General features: G+C 64.3%; 18 protein-coding genes and 1 tRNA gene. 9 read left to right on the top strand and 10 right to left on the bottom strand.

All coding sequences use genetic code 11. The features are described 5' to 3' along the window. Nucleotide 1: 1 nt before the first annotated feature. Nucleotides 2–2,125 carry a DEAD/DEAH box helicase gene (locus tag JWJ88_RS04065; RefSeq protein ID WP_205294827.1) on the bottom strand — a complete coding sequence of 708 codons (2,124 nt, stop codon included), beginning with the start codon at nucleotides 2,123–2,125 and terminating at the stop codon, nucleotides 2–4. Nucleotides 2,126–2,380: 255 nt separating this feature from the next. On the opposite strand from JWJ88_RS04065, the gene argS reads away from it, so the two are divergent. The 5 genes from argS (at nucleotide 2,381) to scpB (ending at nucleotide 7,883) form a co-directional block, all read left to right on the top strand. Then, the gene (gene argS, locus JWJ88_RS04070) at nucleotides 2,381–4,126 is read left to right on the top strand and encodes an arginine--tRNA ligase (protein ID WP_205294828.1); all 1,746 of its coding nucleotides are present in this window, start codon (nucleotides 2,381–2,383) and stop codon (nucleotides 4,124–4,126) included. Between the two features lie 67 nt (nucleotides 4,127–4,193). Beyond that, nucleotides 4,194–5,336, top strand: a complete 1,143-nt coding sequence (locus JWJ88_RS04075) for an SPOR domain-containing protein (RefSeq protein ID WP_205294829.1) — start codon at nucleotides 4,194–4,196, stop codon at nucleotides 5,334–5,336. Between the two features lie 4 nt (nucleotides 5,337–5,340). Further along, nucleotides 5,341–6,327, top strand: a complete 987-nt coding sequence (gene nagZ, locus JWJ88_RS04080; protein WP_205294830.1) for a beta-N-acetylhexosaminidase — start codon at nucleotides 5,341–5,343, stop codon at nucleotides 6,325–6,327. Nucleotides 6,328–6,387: 60 nt separating this feature from the next. Then, entirely contained in the window at nucleotides 6,388–7,221 is an 834-nt protein-coding gene (locus tag JWJ88_RS04085) for a segregation and condensation protein A (RefSeq protein WP_205294831.1), read from the top strand. Further along, nucleotides 7,218–7,883, top strand: coding sequence for an SMC-Scp complex subunit ScpB (gene scpB / locus JWJ88_RS04090; RefSeq protein WP_205294832.1), 666 nt, complete (start codon nucleotides 7,218–7,220; stop codon nucleotides 7,881–7,883). The genes JWJ88_RS04085 and scpB overlap by 4 nt, the downstream gene beginning before the upstream one ends. 292 nt (nucleotides 7,884–8,175) lie before the next feature. Here the strand turns inward: scpB and JWJ88_RS04095 are convergent, their stop codons facing one another. The 4 genes from JWJ88_RS04095 to ihfA form a co-directional block, all read right to left on the bottom strand. Continuing rightward, nucleotides 8,176–9,243 carry a 2'-deoxycytidine 5'-triphosphate deaminase gene (locus JWJ88_RS04095; protein ID WP_205294833.1) on the bottom strand — a complete coding sequence of 356 codons (1,068 nt, stop codon included), beginning with the start codon at nucleotides 9,241–9,243 and terminating at the stop codon, nucleotides 8,176–8,178. A gap of 60 nt (nucleotides 9,244–9,303) precedes the next feature. Then, nucleotides 9,304–9,381: transfer RNA gene (locus JWJ88_RS04100), tRNA-Pro, on the bottom strand. A 124-nt stretch (nucleotides 9,382–9,505) separates the two neighbouring features. Beyond that, complete coding sequence (locus JWJ88_RS04105) at nucleotides 9,506–10,096, bottom strand: MerR family transcriptional regulator (RefSeq protein ID WP_205294834.1); 591 nt, start codon at nucleotides 10,094–10,096, stop codon at nucleotides 9,506–9,508. Next, entirely contained in the window at nucleotides 10,096–10,404 is a 309-nt protein-coding gene (gene ihfA, locus JWJ88_RS04110) for an integration host factor subunit alpha (RefSeq protein ID WP_205294835.1), read from the bottom strand. The genes JWJ88_RS04105 and ihfA overlap by 1 nt, the downstream gene beginning before the upstream one ends. Before the next feature lie 212 nt (nucleotides 10,405–10,616). Here ihfA and JWJ88_RS04115 point away from each other — a divergent pair, with 212 nt between their 5' ends. Next, nucleotides 10,617–10,892: a DksA/TraR family C4-type zinc finger protein gene (locus tag JWJ88_RS04115; RefSeq protein WP_205294836.1), complete on the top strand. Its 276-nt coding sequence runs from the start codon at nucleotides 10,617–10,619 to the stop codon at nucleotides 10,890–10,892. Nucleotides 10,893–10,900: 8 nt separating this feature from the next. Here JWJ88_RS04115 and JWJ88_RS04120 read toward each other — a convergent pair whose 3' ends face one another. The 4 genes from JWJ88_RS04120 to JWJ88_RS04135 form a co-directional block, all read right to left on the bottom strand. After that, the gene (locus JWJ88_RS04120; protein ID WP_205294837.1) at nucleotides 10,901–11,872 is read right to left on the bottom strand and encodes a beta-ketoacyl-ACP synthase III; all 972 of its coding nucleotides are present in this window, start codon (nucleotides 11,870–11,872) and stop codon (nucleotides 10,901–10,903) included. After that, nucleotides 11,872–12,987 carry a phosphate acyltransferase PlsX gene (gene plsX, locus JWJ88_RS04125; RefSeq protein ID WP_205294838.1) on the bottom strand — a complete coding sequence of 372 codons (1,116 nt, stop codon included), beginning with the start codon at nucleotides 12,985–12,987 and terminating at the stop codon, nucleotides 11,872–11,874. Before plsX ends, JWJ88_RS04120 begins: the two co-directional genes overlap by 1 nt. A 17-nt stretch (nucleotides 12,988–13,004) precedes the next feature. Further along, nucleotides 13,005–13,211 (bottom strand): 50S ribosomal protein L32, encoded by a 207-nt coding sequence (rpmF, locus tag JWJ88_RS04130; RefSeq protein WP_205294839.1) that lies wholly within the window; start codon nucleotides 13,209–13,211, stop codon nucleotides 13,005–13,007. Between the two features lie 290 nt (nucleotides 13,212–13,501). After that, nucleotides 13,502–14,320, bottom strand: a complete 819-nt coding sequence (locus JWJ88_RS04135; RefSeq protein ID WP_205294840.1) for a sulfotransferase family protein — start codon at nucleotides 14,318–14,320, stop codon at nucleotides 13,502–13,504. 158 nt (nucleotides 14,321–14,478) lie between these two features. On the opposite strand from JWJ88_RS04135, the gene JWJ88_RS04140 reads away from it, so the two are divergent. Further along, a complete protein-coding gene (locus JWJ88_RS04140; protein WP_205294841.1) occupies nucleotides 14,479–16,056 on the top strand; it encodes a DUF5928 domain-containing protein in 1,578 nt (525 codons plus the stop codon). Between the two features lie 10 nt (nucleotides 16,057–16,066). Next, a complete protein-coding gene (locus JWJ88_RS04145; protein ID WP_205294842.1) occupies nucleotides 16,067–16,441 on the top strand; it encodes an HIT domain-containing protein in 375 nt (124 codons plus the stop codon). 9 nt (nucleotides 16,442–16,450) lie between these two features. On the opposite strand, the gene JWJ88_RS04150 is transcribed toward JWJ88_RS04145, so the two are convergent. After that, nucleotides 16,451–17,392 (bottom strand): ABC transporter ATP-binding protein, encoded by a 942-nt coding sequence (locus JWJ88_RS04150; protein ID WP_205294843.1) that lies wholly within the window; start codon nucleotides 17,390–17,392, stop codon nucleotides 16,451–16,453. A 69-nt stretch (nucleotides 17,393–17,461) separates the two neighbouring features. Between JWJ88_RS04150 and JWJ88_RS04155 the strand changes: the two genes are divergently transcribed. Next, on the top strand, nucleotides 17,462–17,650 hold the full coding sequence (locus JWJ88_RS04155) for a zinc-finger domain-containing protein (protein ID WP_205294844.1): 189 nt from the start codon (nucleotides 17,462–17,464) through the stop codon (nucleotides 17,648–17,650). The last annotated feature ends 108 nt before the right edge of the window (nucleotides 17,651–17,758 follow it).

Raw genomic sequence — 17,758 nt, forward strand, 5'->3', positions numbered from 1 at the left:
CTCAGGCTCCTGTGGCGGTGTCGTCCGATCCGGGCGCGGGTTCGGCACCGGAGGCTTCGGTTGTGGCGGCTTCTGCTGCGACCGGCTTGGCCCGGGGCTTGCGCGGGGCACGAGGCTTGGCTGGCTTTGCTGCCGTCTTTCGTGCCGGTTTGGCGGCGGGAGCGGGTTCGGCAGGCGTCTCTTCTGCACTGGACTCGGCGCTATCTGCAGCGGGTGCCTGGGGTTCGGAGGGCGCTTCGGCGGCGGCTTCGACAGCTTCGACCTTGGCCTTGGGCGTGCGCGGCTTGCGCTTGCGCACCGGCTTTTCCTTGGCCTCGGGTTCGGCTGTTGCCACGGTTTCCGGGGCAGGCTCGGCTGAGGCGGAAGGCTTGGGGGCAGGCTGAGGCGCGGATTCAGGCTCGACCGCAGGCGGAATAGCGGGCTCCGCCACGGACCCGGGCGAAGGCTGGGCCTCGGCAACCGGCGCCTGCTGGTTCTCCGCCGTGACCTCGGTTAGGGGTTCGGCAACCGGCTCGGCCGCTACGGGCTGGGTAGAGCGTGCAGGCCCCCTGGCCGGTCTGCGCTGGGACTGCTTGGCAGGAGTCGGCTTGGCCGGTTCGGCTGCTACCACCTCGCGCGGGGTTTCCGCGATGGTTTCCTCGGCGGGTTCGGTGAAGCCGGGGCGGAAGGTGCGGGTCAGGAACTCTGGCACATGATCGCCCATGCCCATGACGGGGTGGCGGTCGCCGCGGCGATCATCGCGCCGGTCGTGTCGTTGGTCGTGCCGTTCGCGACGCTCTTCGCGGGGGGCGTGGTCGTGCCGCTGCTCGGGCTGCTCGACCGGCTTTGCTTCGACGCGCGGTTCCAGCGGCGTGGTGGAGGCGTGCTGCTCACCATCCTCGCGGCGGGGACGGCGGTCACGTTCGCGACCGCGTTCGCGGCGGCCGTTTTCGCGTGCGGGACGCGGGGTGCTTTGCGCGGCGCTGGACAAGGTAAAGCCTTCCGGTACGGGTGCGCGGGGCAGGGTCTGCTTGACCAGCGATTCGATGGCGCCAAGGTACTTGTCGTCCGAGGGCGTTGCGATCGAGATGGCGGTGCCCAGACGTCCGGCGCGGCCGGTGCGGCCGATGCGGTGGACATAGTCCTCGGCATGGCTGGGCAGGTCGAAGTTGAAGATATGGCTGACGGCCGGAATATCCAACCCGCGTGCTGCCACGTCCGAGGCGACCAGGAAACGCAGTTTGTCTTCGCGGAAACCGTCCAGCGTCGCCGTGCGGTGGCGCTGGTCCAGATCGCCATGGATCGGAGCAGCATCGAAACCATGCGCCTTCAGCGATTTGGCGACAATGTCTACATCGGTCTTGCGGTTGCAGAAGATGATGGCGTTCTTGAGGTTCTCACCCTCGGCGCGAATCAGCGCCCGCAGCAACTCGCGCTTTTGCTTGGCGGTCTGGTCGCGGCGGGTCGGGGTGATCTCGACCAGCTTCTGGGTGATGGTCTCGCTGGTGGTGGCCTGCCGGGCGACCTCGATGCGTTCGGGCGTGTGCAGGAAGGTGTCGGTGATCCGCTCGATCTCGGGCGCCATGGTGGCGCTGAAGAACAGGGTCTGCCGGGTAAAGGGCGTCATCTGGAAGATGCGCTCGATATCGGGGATGAAACCCATGTCGAGCATGCGGTCGGCCTCATCGACGACCATGATCTGCACGCCGGTCAGCAACAGCTTGCCGCGTTCGAAGTGATCGAGCAGGCGGCCGGGGGTGGCGATCAGAACATCGACGCCGCGGTCGATCAGCTTGTCCTGTTCGCCAAAGGATACGCCGCCGATCAGCAGCGCCTTGGTCAGCCGGGTGTGCTTGGCATAGATGTCGAAGTTCTCGGCCACCTGAGCAGCCAGTTCGCGGGTGGGACACAGCACCAGGCTGCGCGGCATGCGCGCGCGCGCCCGGCCACGGCCCAGAAGCGTAATCATCGGCAGGGTGAAGCTGGCGGTCTTGCCGGTGCCGGTCTGGGCGATCCCCAAAACGTCGCGGCCTTCCAGCGCCGGGGGAATCGCCCCCGCCTGGATCGGCGTCGGGGTTTCATAGCCCGCCTCGGCGATGGCTTTCAAAACCTTGGGGTCAAGCTTCAGATCGGAAAATTTGGTCATTCAGGGCTTTCGTATCAATGCGCAGAGCAATCTGCGCCGTGCTTGCGTCCATCGCCGTCCGTCCGGAAACCGGATTTCGCGGCGGTTCGGGACGCAATTTCCGCACGCCCCTCGCCTTGCCTGCCGGATGCAGACAGCGCGGACCTAGCTGAAAACACGCTCTACGTCAATCTGATGCGGTTTTCGCGTTTCGTGGCCCGGTTGACGGCCCCCTCGGGCAGGCGTTATCCCCGGACGATCTTACGGATGGAAGCCATGAACCTCTTTTCGGATATCCGCGCGCTGGTCATCGATACGCTGGCGCAGATGGAACAGGCGGGTGAACTGCCCGCGGGTCTCGACACCGCGAATGTGACGGTCGAACCACCCCGAGACGCCGCGCATGGCGACATGGCCACCAACGCTGCGATGGTGCTGGCAAAACCCGCCGGCAAGAAGCCTCGCGACATTGCCGAGGCGCTGGCTGCGCGACTTGGCGCCGATCCGCGCATCACCTCGGCCGAAGTGGCGGGACCGGGTTTCCTGAACCTGCGCCTCGCGCCTGCCGAGTGGCAGGGCGTGATCCGCGCCGCATTGAACGAGGGCGGCGATTACGGCCGTTCGGATCTGGGGCAGGGGCAAAAGGTCAACGTTGAATTCGTCAGCGCCAATCCGACCGGGCCGATGCATGTCGGTCATACGCGCGGCGCGGTCTTTGGCGATGCGCTGGCTGCGCTGCTGGATTTTTCGGGCCATGACGTCACGCGCGAATATTACATCAACGACGGCGGCGCGCAGGTCGATGTGCTGGCACGTTCGGCCTATGAGCGTTATCGCGAGGCCAACGGGCTTGAGCCAGAGATCCGCGAGGGGCTTTATCCCGGCGATTATCTGATCCCGGTGGGCGAGACGCTGAGGGCGAAATACGGCACCAGCCTGCTGGACAAGCCGGAGTCGGAGTGGCTGGACGAAGTGCGCGATCTGGCCACCGAGGCCATGATGGCGATGATCCGCGACGATCTGGCGCTGCTGAATGTGCGCATGGACGTCTATTCCAGCGAGAAGGCGCTTTACGGCACGGGCCGGATCGAGGCGGCCATTGCGCGGCTGCGCGACGCCGGGCTGATCTATGAAGGCGTGCTGGAGCCGCCCAAGGGCAAGACGCCGGACGACTGGGAACCGCGTGAACAAACGCTGTTCCGCTCGACCGCGCATGGCGACGATGTGGACCGCCCGGTCCAGAAGTCGGACGGTGCGTGGACCTATTTCGCGCCCGATATCGCCTATCACTGGGACAAGATCGAACGTGGCTTCGATGCGCTGATCGACGTGTTCGGCGCCGACCACGGCGGCTATGTCAAGCGCATGACCGCGGCGGTCAGGGCGCTGTCGGACGGCCGTGTCCCGCTGGATATCAAGCTGATCCAGTTGGTCCGGCTGTTCAGGAACGGCGAACCTTTCAAGATGTCCAAGCGCGCCGGCACCTTTGTCACCCTGCGCGACGTGGTCGAGCAGGCGGGCGCGGACGTCACCCGCTTTCACATGCTGACGCGCAAGAACGATGCGGCGCTGGATTTCGACTTCGCCCGCGTGCTGGAGCAGTCCAAGGACAACCCGGTCTGGTATGTGCAATACGCCAGCGCGCGGGTGAACTCGGTGCTGGGCAAGGCGGCGGCAATGGGGATCGACACTTCGGATGCGGCGCTGGCGCAGGCCGATCTGGCGCAGCTTTCGCATCCGGCCGAGCTGGAACTGGCCCGCAAAGTTGCAGAATGGCCACGCACGGTCGAGATCGCCGCCCGCGCGCACGAGCCGCACAGGATCGCGTTTTTCCTTTATGACATTGCGTCCGAGCTGCATTCGCTGTGGAACCGCGGCAATGACGAACCGTCCCTGCGTTTCCTGCAAGAGACCGATCCGGCAGCCACGGCGGCGAAAATCGCCCTTGTGCGGTCCGTTGCCGTTGTCATTTCGGCCGGTCTTGGTATCTTGGGGGTAACTCCGGCCAAAGAAATGCGCTGAAAATACGGCGCTCTGCCGGGGCGAGCAGTAAACGAGCAGCGTCGGAACAACCGGCAGGCAGGCAGGAATGACGGTAGTAGATTTCCGCTCTTCGGGCGGGTTTGACGGGTCGCAGCCTCATGGGTTGTCGCAGGATTACCCTCATGCCGAGGGGCAGCAGGGCTATGCTGACGATTGGCAGGACGACGGCTGGAACGAACAGCACTATCACGTGGGTGCCGAATCGCTGGTCGATTCGCCTTCGGTTCTGGGACGGCTGACGCGGCTGACGCATTATCTGGGCGCGCTGATCTCGGTCGGGCTGATCGTGATCCTTGCGGTCTGGGGCTATAAGCTGGTGGTGCGCGACGTATCGGGCGTGCCGGTGATCCGCGCCATCGAGGGCGAGGCCCGCACCGCCCCGGACAATCCGGGCGGAGAGTTGACGCATCGCATGGGTCTTGCCGTGAACTCGGTTGCGGCCGGTGCCGAATCGGCTGCGGTGGATCGTGTGGCGATCGCCCCGCAGGCGGCGACACTCGACGGTCAGGACGTGGCCATGGGTGAACTGGGCGCTACGGCGCAAGAGCCCTCGCACCTGGTCGAACTGCCGCTGGCAGAGGAAACCGCCCGCGTCATCGCCCGCCCCGATAGCGAACCAGATCCGGCGGTTGCTGCCGTTGCCAGCGCGGTGATCTCGGACGCTCCGGTCGCTGACGCGCCGGTGAACGAGGCGGTGACCGATCTGGCCGGAAACGAGACCCGCGACATGGCCATCACCACCGCATTGGCCGAAGCCGCTGCCGCGCCCCCTGCCGGTGCCATCGCGCAATCGGTTCGTCCCGCGCCGCGCCCGCGTCGCGTGGCCGCAGCGCAAGTGGTTGCAAGCGACGCCGCCCCGGCACCCGCCGCTGCCGAAAGCCGCCCGGCCGCAGCGCCCGACACCTCCGCACCGACGCCGGCCCCTGCACAGGTCGCCTCGGGCGCGCCTTTGGTCCAGATCGGCGCTTTTGACAGCGACGCGCTGGCACGGGGGGAATGGAACCGCGTTTCCGGCAAGCTGGGCGGGCTTTTCGCCGGCAAGGGCATGGTGATCCAGGAACACAAGTCCAATGGCCGCACCTTCTGGCGCTTGCGCGCCTCGGGCTTTGCTTCGCGCGACGATGCCCGGCGTTTCTGCGTGGCACTGATCGCCGAGGGCGTGGACTGCATCCCCGCCAGCGCGAACTAGGCCGATGGGCAGCGCCACCATCCTTGGCGGCATCGCCGGCCCGGACCTGAGCCGGGCCGAGCGCGATTTCTTTCGCGCCGCCGACCCTTGGGGTTTCATCCTGTTTGCGCGCAACATCGACACGCCGGAGCGCCTGCGCCGGCTGACCGCCGATCTGCGCGAGGCCGTGGGCCGCGACGCCCCGGTTCTGATCGATCAAGAGGGGGGGCGCGTCCAGCGCATGCGTGCGCCGCATTGGACCGACTGGCCGGCACCCCTGGATCAGGCAGGGCGCGGTGAGCGGGCGATCTGGTTGCACCACCACCTGCTTGCGCAGGAACTGCGTGCCGTCGGTATCGATGCCGATTGCGCGCCGGTTCTGGACATCGCCCGCGAGGATACGCATCCCTTTCTGAAAAACCGCTGTCTCGGTTGCGATGCCCAAACCGTGATTCAACTGGGACGTTCTGCTGCCGATGCGATGCTGGCTGCGGGGGTTTTGCCGGTGGTCAAGCACATGCCGGGCCATGGCCGGGCGCGGGTGGACAGCCACAAGGACCTGCCGGTGGTCGACACGCCACTGGACGAGTTGCGCGCCAGCGATTTCGTGCCTTTCCGCGCGCTCAGCGACCTGCCCATGGCGATGACCGCGCATATCCGCTTTACCGCGATCGACGATGCGCCGGCCACTGCCTCGGCCGCGGTGATCGAAATGATCCGCCGCGAGATCGGCTTTGACGGTCTTCTCATGTCGGACGATATCGGCATGCAGGCGCTGTCGGGCAGCATGGCCGAACGCGCCGCGGCCACCATAGCCGCCGGCTGCGATCTGGTTCTGTCGTGCAATGAAACACTTGCGCAGATGGACGAAATCGTCGGTGCCGCCGGTGCTATGGGTTCGCGGGCCATCGAACGGGGTGATGCGGCCCTGGCCATGCGCCGCGCCCCCCGGCAGGATGAAACGGCTGCGCTGCGGGCCGAATTGGCGGCGCTTGGCGGGTCGGCGGCCTGATCGGTTGACTAAGCCCGGTGCATGGCGGATTCTGCGCAGATCCTGTTTTTCGGAAACGTCATGACCAAGGTGCCTTATCTGATCCCCGTGCCCAACCCCAAGCCGGATCCGGTGCCGCATTTGCCGGGGCTTGCGCCGCAGGATGTGGCCGAGCGCCGGGCAGAAGAGGTGCTGGTCGTCGATGTCTCGGGCTTTGAGGGGCCGCTGGATCTGCTGCTGACCTTGTCGCGTACGCAAAAGGTCGATCTGATGCAGGTCTCGGTGCTGGAACTTGCCGACCAGTATCTGACCTTTGTCGAAGAGGCGCGCGCGCTGCGGATCGAACTGGCGGCGGATTATCTGGTCATGGCGGCATGGCTGGCCTTTCTGAAATCCCGCCTGCTTTTACCGCCCGATCCCGAGGCCGAGGGTCCGTCGGCCGAGGAAATGGCGGCGCATCTGGCCTTTCAGCTGGAACGGCTGAATGCCATGCGCGAGGCTGCGGCGCGGCTGATGGCGCGCGACCGGCTAGGACAGGACCGTTTTGTGCGCGGCGCCCCCGAAACCGTCACCCGCCAGCGCCAGGTCGCCTGGCAGGCCGGGCTGATCGATCTGATGCGGGCCTATGCGCGGCTGCGCACCCGCGACGAATTCCGGCCATATGCCTTTGATCGCCGCGACGTCCTGAGCATGGAGCAGGCGCTGGACAGGGTGCGTGGACTGATCGGCTTTGCCGGCGACTGGACCGAGCTTTCCGCCTTTCTGCCCGAAGGGTGGGAAAGCGACCCGCAGCGCCGCCGCTCGGCCACCGCCGCGACCTTTGCCGCCACGCTGGAACTGGCGCGCCAGGGCGCGCTGGAGATTGCTCAGACCGAGAGTTTTGCCCCGATCACCATCCGCAGGCGCCCGCAATGAGCCAGGACGACGCCGCCACCCCCGAGCTGCAACGCTTTCCGCCCCCGCCGCTGCCCGAGCAGGAGCGGATGGTCGAGGCGATCCTGTTCGCCTCTGCCGAGCCGATGAGCCAGCGCGAGATCGCCGCGCGGCTGCCTGCCGGCTGCGACGTGGCCGAGGCTCTGCAAGCCTTGCGCGCCCGCTATGATGGGCGAGGGGTGCAGTTGGCGCGGGTGGGCGAGGCTTGGGCATTTCGCACCGCTGCCGATCTGGGCTTTTTGATGCAGGAAAGCGTGGTCGAAAGTCGCCGCCTGTCGCGCGCCGCCACCGAGACGCTGGCGATCATCGCCTATCACCAGCCCGTCACCCGCGCCGAGATCGAAGAGATCCGCGGCGTTGCCGTCAGCCGCGGCACGGTGGACCAACTGATCGAGCTGGGCTGGGTCCGCATCGGTCGTCGTCGCCAGACACCGGGCCGGCCGGTGACTTTCGTCGTGACCGAGGTGTTTCTGGATCAATTCGGGCTGGAAAGTGCCCGTGACCTGCCGGGATTGGCGGAATTGAGGGCCGCGGGTCTTTTGGAGTCCCGCCCGCATGGTGATGGGCTGACACCCGGTCTTTTCGGTGAGGACAGCGATGAAGGCGCGGGAATGTCGGCCGAAGATTTGTTCGAAGACGAGTGAAGAGTTTAGGGTAAATCAATGAATTTTAATCAGACTATTATTAAGCTGATGCGTATGGCGACCAATCGGTTGCTGAACTGGGGGATTCGCCGGGTGAATGCGCCGAAGCCGGGACAAAGGCGAACGGCGCAGCAGCGGAGCCAGGAAAAAACCGCGCGCGATACTGTCAAGCGTACGCGTCAGGCCGCCCGTCTTAAGCGGCGAATGTGAGTTAGGTCCCGGGGGCTCTGCCCCCGCCGCGCCAGATGCGCGGCTCCCCCGGGATATTTGGTCACGAAAGAAGGCAGGCGGTTCAGGCGAATTGCTTGGCGAGCTTGAGACCTTGACCCTGATAGTTCGAGGCGATGCCGCTGCCGTATAGCTGCTCGGGCCGCGCGGACATGCGTTCATAGACCAAGCGCCCCACGACCTGACCGTGTTCCAGCGCGAAGGGTGCCTCGTGGCAGCGGACCTCCAACACGCCCCGTGCGCCTTGGCCGGCTGTGCCGTGGCCGAATCCCGGGTCGAAAAAGCCAGCGTAATGCACCCGGAATTCGCCGACCATGGCCAGATAGGGGGCCATCTCGGCGGCGTAATCAGGTGGAATCGCCACGGCCTCGCGGCTGACGAGAATATAGAAGGCGCCGGGATCGAGGATGAGTTGGCCGTCGTTGGTGTGCAATTCGTCCCAGAAATCCTTGGCCTGATAGGCGCCGATGCGGTCGAGGTCGATTACGCCGCTGTGGGGGCGGGCGCGATAGCCAACCAGATCGCCCTGTTCCGGGCGCAGATCGACCGAGAAGCCCAAGCCGTCGTCGATCAGCGCCTCGCCATTGACCAGCGGCTCGTGCCGATGCAACGCGCGCAATTCGGCATCCGATAGCATTGCCTGACCCTGCCGCAGCCGTAGCTGATTCAGCCGCATGCCGGGCCGCACCAGCACGGAAAAGCTGCGCGGGCAGATCTCGGCGTAGATCGGCCCGTCATAGCCTGGGGGTAGGCGGTCGAACTCCGTGCCCTCGTCCGTCACCAGCCGCGTCAGAAGGTCGAGCCGCCCGGTTGAGCTTTTCGCATTGGCCACCGCATCAAGGCCCGGAGGCAGGCGCAGGCGTTCCATCAGCGGCACCAGATAGACGCAGCCCTTTTCCAACACCGCGCCGCCGGTCAGGTCCATGCGGTGCATTTCGAAATCCTTGAGCCGGTCGCTGACCTTGCGCCCGCGTCCGGCCAGAAACGACGCGCGCAGCCGCCAGGCCGTTGCGCCCAGCCGCAAGTCGAGGCTGGCCGGCTGGATCTGTTCGGGCAGGATCGGATGGCTGGCCGAGATCGCGCCATTCGCGATCAACTGGCGCAGGGAAGAATCGGGAAGCACACCGTTCACGCAAAACCCTTTCGGCAAAAGGAAACGCCCATCCCCGGATGGAGATGGGCGTTTTCGGAATGGTCGGGCCGGCGAGATTCGAACTCGCGGCCTTCCGCCCCCCAGACGGACGCGCTAACCAGGCTGCGCCACGGCCCGACGCGGGTCATATAGAGCGAAGCGCCGACCCAGCACAAGAGGCGAAGGACGGAAATTTCAGCAAGAAATTCGATTGCTGTGGATAGATTGCGACCCAGGGCAGGAAAGAGACCTGCCATGCGTATCAGCGTGCGCCCGACAATGCGTCCCGCAGAGCTTTTGCCTGCGCGGGCAGGGGCTTGCCATGCAATTCGCGCTGACGCAGCACCATCGCGGTTGCGACAAGACGGCCAAGCCAGTCGGATGTTGGGGCGATGTCCTGATCGGTGTCGACTGTAGCGAAAAGCGGCAACGATTCTGCCGTCGGCTGTTTGCGCCGAGTCGGCTTTGCCGGCTTCGTCGTGGGTCCGGTGGAGGGAAGGGAAGCCTGCCCGGACGTGCCGGGCGGGGCCAGGCCTATGGCGAGGCCGGGATGTTCGGCATCGCCCAGTTGTTCTCCCAGACGGGCTGCGCCTATCTTGCGCAGGGCACCGCCGCGATCCGAGGCTATCAGCCGCTTGGCGCCGCGAATGCTGAGCCCTTCCTCACGCATGACCTGACAAAGTCCAGCGGCCAGCCGCACATCGTCCGGGCGGTAATAACGCCGGCCATCGGCGCGTTTCACCGGGGCAAGCTGCGTGAATTGCGATTCCCAATACCGCAGCACATGCGGCGCGACGCCTACGAGGCGCGAGACCTCTCCGATGGATCGAAAGGCGTCGGGGGACTTGCTCATCAGTCCTTGCGCCTGTTTCCGGCCGCCACGCGATCCTTCATCAGATGCGAGGGTCGGAAGGACAGCACCCGTCGCGGCGTGATCGGCACTTCCTCGCCTGTCTTGGGGTTGCGGCCGATGCGTTCGTTCTTTTCGCGGACCGAAAACGTGCCGAAGGACGAGATCTTGACCTGCTCGCCGCGCACCAGCGCATCGGAGATATGGTCAAGGACGCTTTCGACAAGCTGGGCCGATTCGTGGCGGGACAGACCCACCTCACGGAACACGGCTTCGGCCAGGTCCATGCGGGTCAGGGTAGAGTCGCTCATCTCGGAAACCTCTTGAATGGTGCGAAGGATGATTTCTTTACGCCGCCGAGTCAACAACCCCGGCCCGATTCCGTTCCCTGCTTCGCCAATTTTGTCCCGCATTATTCGCGTCTTACCCGCAAGGTCCCGCGCATTGCCCCACGCAGCCTGCTTGGAACAGCGGCAATTCGCACCTATCTTGGGCCTGAAAGGGCAAGCGAGGCGAAAAGGATATGGCCGGAGGGTGGACCCGCGACGACGCGGTGAACGAACAGATCGACGTCTCGACCCGAGAGGCGATCGAGCGGATGCGGCTGCGTAATACTCCGCGTGATGGACAGGATAGCGCCGAGTTCTGCGATGAATGCGACGAGCCTATCCCCGAGGCGCGGCGGCAGGCGATTCCCGGTGTGCGCCTGTGCGTCAACTGCAAGTCGGGGCACGACAGGCCATGGCGTCCGACGGTGGGGTTCAACCGGCGTGGATCAAAAGATTCGCAGTTGAAATAGGGGCTTATCTACCAGCGTAGAACCACCGACCCCCAAGCAAGGCCGCCGCCGATAGCCTCGGCCACCAACACGTCGCCGGGTTTGAAGCAACCTTCGGCATTGGCCACGGACAGCGCCAGCGGGATGGATGCGGCCGAGGTATTGCCATGGTCGGCGACGGTCAGAACCACCTTTTCCATCGGCAGATGCATGCGCTTGGCGGTGGCCTCGATGATGCGCAGATTGGCCTGATGCGGCACCAGCCAGTCCACTTGCTCGGGCGTCAGCCCGGCGCGGTCCAGGGCGCGATGCGCAGTTTGCGCCAGCTTTTCGACCGCGTGACGGAACACCAGATTGCCCTGCATGCGCAGATGTCCGGCCGTGCCGGTCGTGGCCACGCCGCCGTCGACGTAAAGCAGGTCGCGATACTGTCCGTCACTGTTCAGGTCGGCCGCGAGGATACCGCGATCTGCGGGCGATCCGTCGCTTTCGACCGCCTCCAGCACCACTGCGCCTGCCCCATCACCGAAAAGAACGCAGGTCGAGCGGTCGGTCCAGTCCATGATCCGGCTGAAGGTTTCCGCCCCGATCAGCAGGACGCGATCCGCAAGGCCGGCGCGAATCAATGCATCGGCATTGGCCAGCGCAAAGACAAAGCCGGCGCAGACCGCTTGCAGGTCATAGGCAAAGCCTTGCCGCATCCCCAGCCCGGCCTGCACCATGGTTGCGACCGAGGGAAAGGTCAGATCCGGGGTCGAGGTCGCCACGATCACCGCGTCGATCTGCCCGGCCTCGATGCCGGCATCGGCCAAGGCGGCCTGCGCGGCCAGAATGCCCAGATCGCTGGTGCGCTGGTCCTCGGCGGCGAAATGACGCCGCTCAATCCCGGTGCGGGCGCGGATCCATTCGTCGGTGGTGTCCAGCTTGTCCTCGAACCAGCTGTTCTCTACCACGCGCTCGGGCAGGTAATGGCCGGTTCCCCGGACGATCGCACGCCGCATCAGGACGCCCCCTCGTTTTCCTTGCCGCCGTTGTTTTGGCTGGCCGCCGCGACGGATTGCGCCACGCGCACCGCCAGCCGCTGCTGAAACCCCGATTGCGCCAGCCGGAAGGCCAGCTTGATCGCCGCCGAAACGCCGGTCGCATCGGCCGAGCCATGCGATTTCACCACCGTCCCGTTCAGACCCAGAAAGACGCCGCCGTTGACACGACGGGGATCGATCCGTTTTTGCAACCGCTTGAGCGAACCCATCGCCAGCAACGCGGCAAATTTCGACAATATTGACTTGCCGAAGGTTTCCTTGAGAAGCCCGCCGACCAGTTTCGCCGTGCCCTCGCCGGTTTTCAGCGCGACATTGCCGGTAAAGCCGTCAGTTACGATCACGTCGACGCGTGCCGAGGGCAGGTCGCTGCCTTCGACAAAACCGACATATTCGAAATTCGCGGCCTGAGCAGTGGTGGGGATCAGTTCATGCGCCTGTTTCAGTTCGGGCCGGCCCTTATGCTCTTCGGTGCCGACATTCAGCAGCCCGACGCGCGGCCGTTCAAGCCCGAAACCATTGCGGGCATAGGAAGCCCCCATCAGCGCATAGGTCAGAAGATCCTGCGCATCGGCGCGGATGTCGGCGCCGACATCCAGCATGACGTTGAAGCCCTGCGGATTGTGCGAAGGCCACAGGCAGGCGATTGCCGGGCGGTTCACCCCCGGCAGCTTGCGCAGCCGCAGCATGGACAGTGCCATCAGCGCCCCGGTGTTACCACAGGAAACGGCTGCGGTCGCCTCGCCCCGGCGAACCGATTCGAGAGCAGACCACATCGAGGTGCCTTCGCTTTTGCGCAGCACCTGACTGGGCTTGTCGTCCATCGTCACGACACCGGCGGCGTCGCGGATGTCGCAGCGCTGTGCCAGATCGCCCCGGCGGCTGATCAGCCGCTCGAGCTCGGCACGCGGGCCGTGGACGATAAAGCGGATATCGGGATTCTTCGCGGCGCTTTCGGCAATGCCGGCGATCACCGTCGCAGGGCCGCTGTCGCCGCCCATTGCGTCAACGGAGATCACCACGTCGCCCCCGTCGCCAGGGGCGCGAGGCAGAATGCTGGAATCTGCCGAAGCCATATCCGCGGTCTGTCCGCTCAGGCCGCGTCTTCGTCCAGATCGACCTCGGTGGCCTGCGCCACGACCTCGCGGTCGGCGTAATGACCGCAAGAGGGGCAGACGTGGTGCGGGCGCTTCAGCTCGCCGCAGTTGGAGCATTCGTTCGGGTTACCGGCAACGAGCGCATCATGCGAACGACGCATGTTGCGGCGGGAACGGGTAACTCGGTTCTGAGGGACGGCCATGTCTCAACCTCAAGTGGTTCGGGGGGCAACCGGCTGGGTGGCCCCGGATTCAGTGTTCTTTTCTGGGACGGGCATAGGCCACGGAGGCGCTGGCCGCAAGTCGCGAAAACTGCTCGCAAAACGGGGGCCGCGGTCCGGGATACCCCGCCGGTCGAATGAACGCGGCAAAATAGCGGGATTTTTGCATTGCGCAAGGGAAATCTTTGGGAAAAGCGGCGCAGGCGCGCCGCTGCCTCCGGCGGGGATATTGGGGCACGAAAGAAGCTGGGCGGCCGCGAGAGGGGCTAGGTTCAGCGGGCGAGCTTGGCGTGGACCTCGTCGAGGTCGATTTCGGCCTTGGGGAGTTTGTTGTCGGGATTGTGGAAGTCGTATTTGAAGAGCTGGAAATCCTTTTTGTAGATTTCCCAGATCAGGTGCCGCGACAGGTCGTCGAAATATTCGCTGACCTTATGAGCGCGCTTGGGGCCGTGGCCTTCGGATTCGTTGAACTTCGGCACATCGTTCACATCCAGCTTGACCGGGGTCGGTGCGGCGTCCAGCACCCTCTGCATGCCTTCGTCGAACTTTTCAGTGAAGAAGATCTGATTGTAGCGCCCACCGTTCACGATGAAGGTGGAGATATGACCGGACATGGCCGACCAGTGAATATCGGGCTCCATCGGGCGGCGCCAACGGATGGTGTCGCGCGCAAACAGCAGGAAGCGGCGGAAGCTTGCGATCTGGTCGAATTCGAAGCCGTTTTCCGGACTGCCGACATCGACGCCGTAACGCTGCATCAATTGGGGGACAAGATTGCCCCGGTAGCGCTTGCCGTTGCGCTGGATGCCGGCGATCTTGTCGAAGAACGAAGACAGGATGCGCGCATAGGGGTTACGCACGCAAGTGAAGGTCAGCGTCTGATGCGCCTTGACGTGTTCCTCGATCAGCGGCTGGCTTTCGGGCTGGTTCCATTTGTGCAGCCCGCTGGTCGAATCGTGGATGTCGCCGTCGAAATAACGACCGTGATCGGAATAGAACATGATCTGCCCGATTGAGGAACAGGCGCATTTCGGGACCACGCGATAGATCATGCTTGCGCTTTCCGTCATCCAGGTTCCTGGGAAACCCATGGCTTTACACCCCTCAAAAAAACTGCGCCGGCCAAAGCGGATCCGCGACCGGGTTGCCCCACCGGTCAAAATCAGTAAGGACACAAAGCAAATCACCGGCAGAGATTCAACCTGCCGTCGTGCGTTACCTGCGTGAACCGGATGGGATGAGTATCGAGATGGCGCGCATTGCCTTCATTCTGCTCTGCCACAAGGATCCAAAGGGCGTGGTCGCGCAGGCCCGCCGCCTGGCCGCCTCGGGCGATTATGTGTCGATTCACTTCGATGGACGCGCCAATGCGCAGGAATTCGAGTTCGTCCGGGCTGCACTTGCCGACAATTCCTCGGTCGTTTTCGTGCAGCGGCGCTGGAAATGCGGCTGGGGCGAATGGTCGCTGGTCGGGGCCACGCTGGAGGCGGTGCGCGCCGCCGTCGTCGCTTTTCCGCGGGCAACGCATTTCTATATGTTGTCGGGCGATTGCATGCCGATCAAATCGGCCGAATATGCCCATGGTTTTCTGGATGCCGAGGATTGCGATTACATCGAGAATTTCGACTTCTTCGAATCGGACTGGATCAAGACCGGTCTCAAGGAAGAGCGGCTGATCTATCGCCATTGGTTCAACGAGCGGATGCAGAAATGGCTGTTCTATACCAGTTATGATTTGCAAAGGCGTTTCGGTCTGACTCGCAGGGTGCCGGCGGATATCCAGGTGATGATCGGTTCGCAATGGTGGTGCCTGCGCCGCCAAACCGTCGAGAAGGTGCTGGATTTCTGCGCCAGCCGGCCGGATGTGATGCGCTTTTTCTCGACCACATGGATCCCGGACGAGACGTTTTTTCAGACCGTCGTGCCCCATGTCGTGCCGCGCAAGGAGATCCGGGCGCGCACTCTGACCTATCTGGTCTTTACCGATTACGGCATGCCCGTGACCTTTTATAATGACCATTACGATCTCTTGATGGGGCAGAACTATCTGTTCGCCCGCAAGATCAGCCCCGAGGCGATCCAGTTGCGCCAACGGCTGGGCGCGCTTTGGGCCGCAAGCGGGATGCATTTCCCGATCTCGAACGCGGCGACGGGACTGTTTCGTTTCCTGACGGCGCGTGGTCGTATCGGGCGGCGTTTTGGCCAGCGTTTCTGGGAGGCGGAAGGCAGTCTGGGCCGCGCCAATTCCTTGCTGCTGGTGGTGGCCAAGAAATGGCATGTCGCCAAGCGCCTGACCGCTGCGGTGCGCGCGCAAACGCTGATTCCGGCGGTGGATTTCGTCTTTAACGAACTTGACGCGCATCTGCCCGATCTGGGCGGCGTCGAAACCACGGTCGAAAAGCGTGACCGCCATCGGCGCGCGTTGATCCGGCTGTTGTTTCAGCATTTCGAATCGCACCGGCTGGTGCTGTGCCTTGACCCTTCGGCGCTGTATCTGATTCAGGATATGGTCTCGGACAAGGCCGAAACCCGTATCCTGCTAATCGATTCTCAGTTCGACGACGACTATCTGCGCGGTCACATCGCGCGGGTGGGGCTTGCGGGGACCGGAACCGCTCCGGACGTGATCGAGCAATTGCTGCCCATGGTGCGCGCCGATCTGGAGCATGAGGCCGAGCGGCTGCGCGACATGGATTTCGCGGCCTTCCATTCCATTGCGCCCTGGTTGACGCCCGAGGAGAATGCCGAGCAATTGGCGCGGTTCCTGGACGTGCCAACCGAGACCGCGCTGGCGCTGGCCAAGACCGAATATCTGTTCAGCGATTGAGGAGAGCCCGATGCCTGCCTATGACGACAGCAATATCTTTGCCCGTATCCTGCGTGGCGAGATTCCCAATGACACGGTTCTGGAAACCGAACATACGCTGATCTTTCGCGACATTCGCCCGCAGGCCCCGGTGCATGTGCTGGCAATCCCCAAGGGGGCCTATGTCAGCTATGACGATTTCGCGGCCAATGCCTCGGAGCCCGAAATCGTCGATTTCCACCGCGCCGTGGCCCGGGTAACGCGGGATCTGGGCGTTTCGCTGGAGGCAGGGCAGGGGTTTCGTGCCATCACCAACGCCGGAGAGCACGGCGTGCAGGAGGTGCCGCATTTCCACATGCATATTCTGGGCGGCCGTCCCATGGGCCGGATGGTACAGCCGGGCTGAAGCGGTCTTTCAGCGCGAGGTCAGCTGGATGAACACATCTTCAAGGTCCGGCGCTTCGACCGTGACATCGCGGATCGGCAGGCCGGCTGCGCGCAGCGCGTCGATCAGCCCGTCCACCGGAATGCGCGAGGGCGCATAGCTAAGGGCGAGCCGGCCGTCCTGCCGCCGTTCGGCGCGCACGCAGTCGGGCAGGGTGGGCAGGGCGCGGGCCTCGCCTGTATCGACGATCAGCGTCTTGGAATCGGCACGGCCGAGCATGGCGGCGGTATCCTCGCACAGGATCAACTCGCCACGGTCGATGATGGCGATGCGGTCGCACATCTTCTCGGCCTCTTCCAGGTAATGCGTGGTCAGGATGATGGTCATGCCCTGTTCGTTCAGCTTGCGCACATTGCGCCACAGCATATCGCGCAACTGGATGTCCACGCCCGCCGTCGGTTCGTCCAGGACAAGGATTTGCGGCCGATGCACCAGCGCCTTGGCCAGAAGCAAGCGCCGCTTCATGCCGCCTGACAGATGGCGCGAATAGCTTTCCGCCTGATCGGTCAGCCCCACCAGTTCAAGCAGGTCGTCGGTCCAGCGTTCGCCTTTTGGCACGCCGTAAAGCCCGGCCTGCACTTCCAGGCTGGCGCGCGGGCTCAGGAACGGGTCTATGTGCAATTCTTGCGGCATGATGCCGATGGCGGCGCGGGACTGGCGCGGATTCACGTCCTGGTCGAACCCCCAGATCCTGACCTTGCCCGCGGTCTTGCGCACCAGCCCGGCCAGAATGTTGATCGTGGTCGATTTTCCGGCGCCATTTGGCCCGAGCAAGCCAAAGATCGAGCCGGCGGGAATCGACAGGTCCAGGCTTTTCAGCGCCTGTTTCGCCGCGGCCCTGCCTGCGGCGGCATAGGTTTTGGTCAGGCCGCTGATTTCGATGGCGTTCGGGCTTTGCTGGGGGGCTGGCATCGGCTCTTTGCGTTCATTATGATCGCCGCTGGTTTAACCCTGTTTGTTGTCAGAGCTCAAGGAACCGCCATGACCATTCCGGCCCCCGAGATCCAGACCGTGTCCAACTGGAAGGTCGCCTGCGACGGCGACGAGACGCGGGGGCTGGGCCATCCGCGCGTCTGGCTGGCCATTCCGCAGGACCTGGGCTGGGTCGAATGCGGCTATTGCGACAAGCGCTTTGTGATCGACCGCGAACACGTTCACGGCGATCACTGAAGCCGGTTGCGGCTGGATTTCCAGGCCGTTCCCCGTGCTGCTTTGACGTGCTGGCGGAGGCGTTGCGACGCCTCCGGCGGGGATATTTACGCACGAAAGAAGGCCATG

It is taken from the genome of Paracoccus methylovorus, from assembly GCF_016919705.1.
In the GTDB taxonomy this organism is placed as follows: Bacteria; Pseudomonadota; Alphaproteobacteria; order Rhodobacterales; family Rhodobacteraceae; genus Paracoccus; species Paracoccus methylovorus.

What these genes read in the sequence shown, in the direction of transcription:
- nagZ (WP_205294830.1), top strand. Translation starts at nt 5,341, where the DNA reads ATGGGCAGCGCCACCATCCTTGGCGGCATCGCCGGCCCGGACCTGAGC.
- JWJ88_RS04155 (WP_205294844.1), top strand. Translation starts at nt 17,462, where the DNA reads ATGACCATTCCGGCCCCCGAGATCCAGACCGTGTCCAACTGGAAGGTC.
- rpmF (WP_205294839.1), bottom strand. Translation starts at nt 13,211, where the DNA reads ATGGCCGTCCCTCAGAACCGAGTTACCCGTTCCCGCCGCAACATGCGT.
- JWJ88_RS04075 (WP_205294829.1), top strand. Translation starts at nt 4,194, where the DNA reads ATGACGGTAGTAGATTTCCGCTCTTCGGGCGGGTTTGACGGGTCGCAG.
- JWJ88_RS04135 (WP_205294840.1), bottom strand. Translation starts at nt 14,320, where the DNA reads ATGGGTTTCCCAGGAACCTGGATGACGGAAAGCGCAAGCATGATCTAT.
- argS (WP_205294828.1), top strand. Translation starts at nt 2,381, where the DNA reads ATGAACCTCTTTTCGGATATCCGCGCGCTGGTCATCGATACGCTGGCG.
- JWJ88_RS04150 (WP_205294843.1), bottom strand. Translation starts at nt 17,392, where the DNA reads ATGCCAGCCCCCCAGCAAAGCCCGAACGCCATCGAAATCAGCGGCCTG.
- JWJ88_RS04085 (WP_205294831.1), top strand. Translation starts at nt 6,388, where the DNA reads ATGACCAAGGTGCCTTATCTGATCCCCGTGCCCAACCCCAAGCCGGAT.
- JWJ88_RS04065 (WP_205294827.1), bottom strand. Translation starts at nt 2,125, where the DNA reads ATGACCAAATTTTCCGATCTGAAGCTTGACCCCAAGGTTTTGAAAGCC.
- JWJ88_RS04120 (WP_205294837.1), bottom strand. Translation starts at nt 11,872, where the DNA reads ATGCGGCGTGCGATCGTCCGGGGAACCGGCCATTACCTGCCCGAGCGC.
- ihfA (WP_205294835.1), bottom strand. Translation starts at nt 10,404, where the DNA reads ATGAGCGACTCTACCCTGACCCGCATGGACCTGGCCGAAGCCGTGTTC.
- JWJ88_RS04140 (WP_205294841.1), top strand. Translation starts at nt 14,479, where the DNA reads ATGGCGCGCATTGCCTTCATTCTGCTCTGCCACAAGGATCCAAAGGGC.
- JWJ88_RS04145 (WP_205294842.1), top strand. Translation starts at nt 16,067, where the DNA reads ATGCCTGCCTATGACGACAGCAATATCTTTGCCCGTATCCTGCGTGGC.
- JWJ88_RS04115 (WP_205294836.1), top strand. Translation starts at nt 10,617, where the DNA reads ATGGCCGGAGGGTGGACCCGCGACGACGCGGTGAACGAACAGATCGAC.
- JWJ88_RS04105 (WP_205294834.1), bottom strand. Translation starts at nt 10,096, where the DNA reads ATGAGCAAGTCCCCCGACGCCTTTCGATCCATCGGAGAGGTCTCGCGC.
- scpB (WP_205294832.1), top strand. Translation starts at nt 7,218, where the DNA reads ATGAGCCAGGACGACGCCGCCACCCCCGAGCTGCAACGCTTTCCGCCC.
- plsX (WP_205294838.1), bottom strand. Translation starts at nt 12,987, where the DNA reads ATGGCTTCGGCAGATTCCAGCATTCTGCCTCGCGCCCCTGGCGACGGG.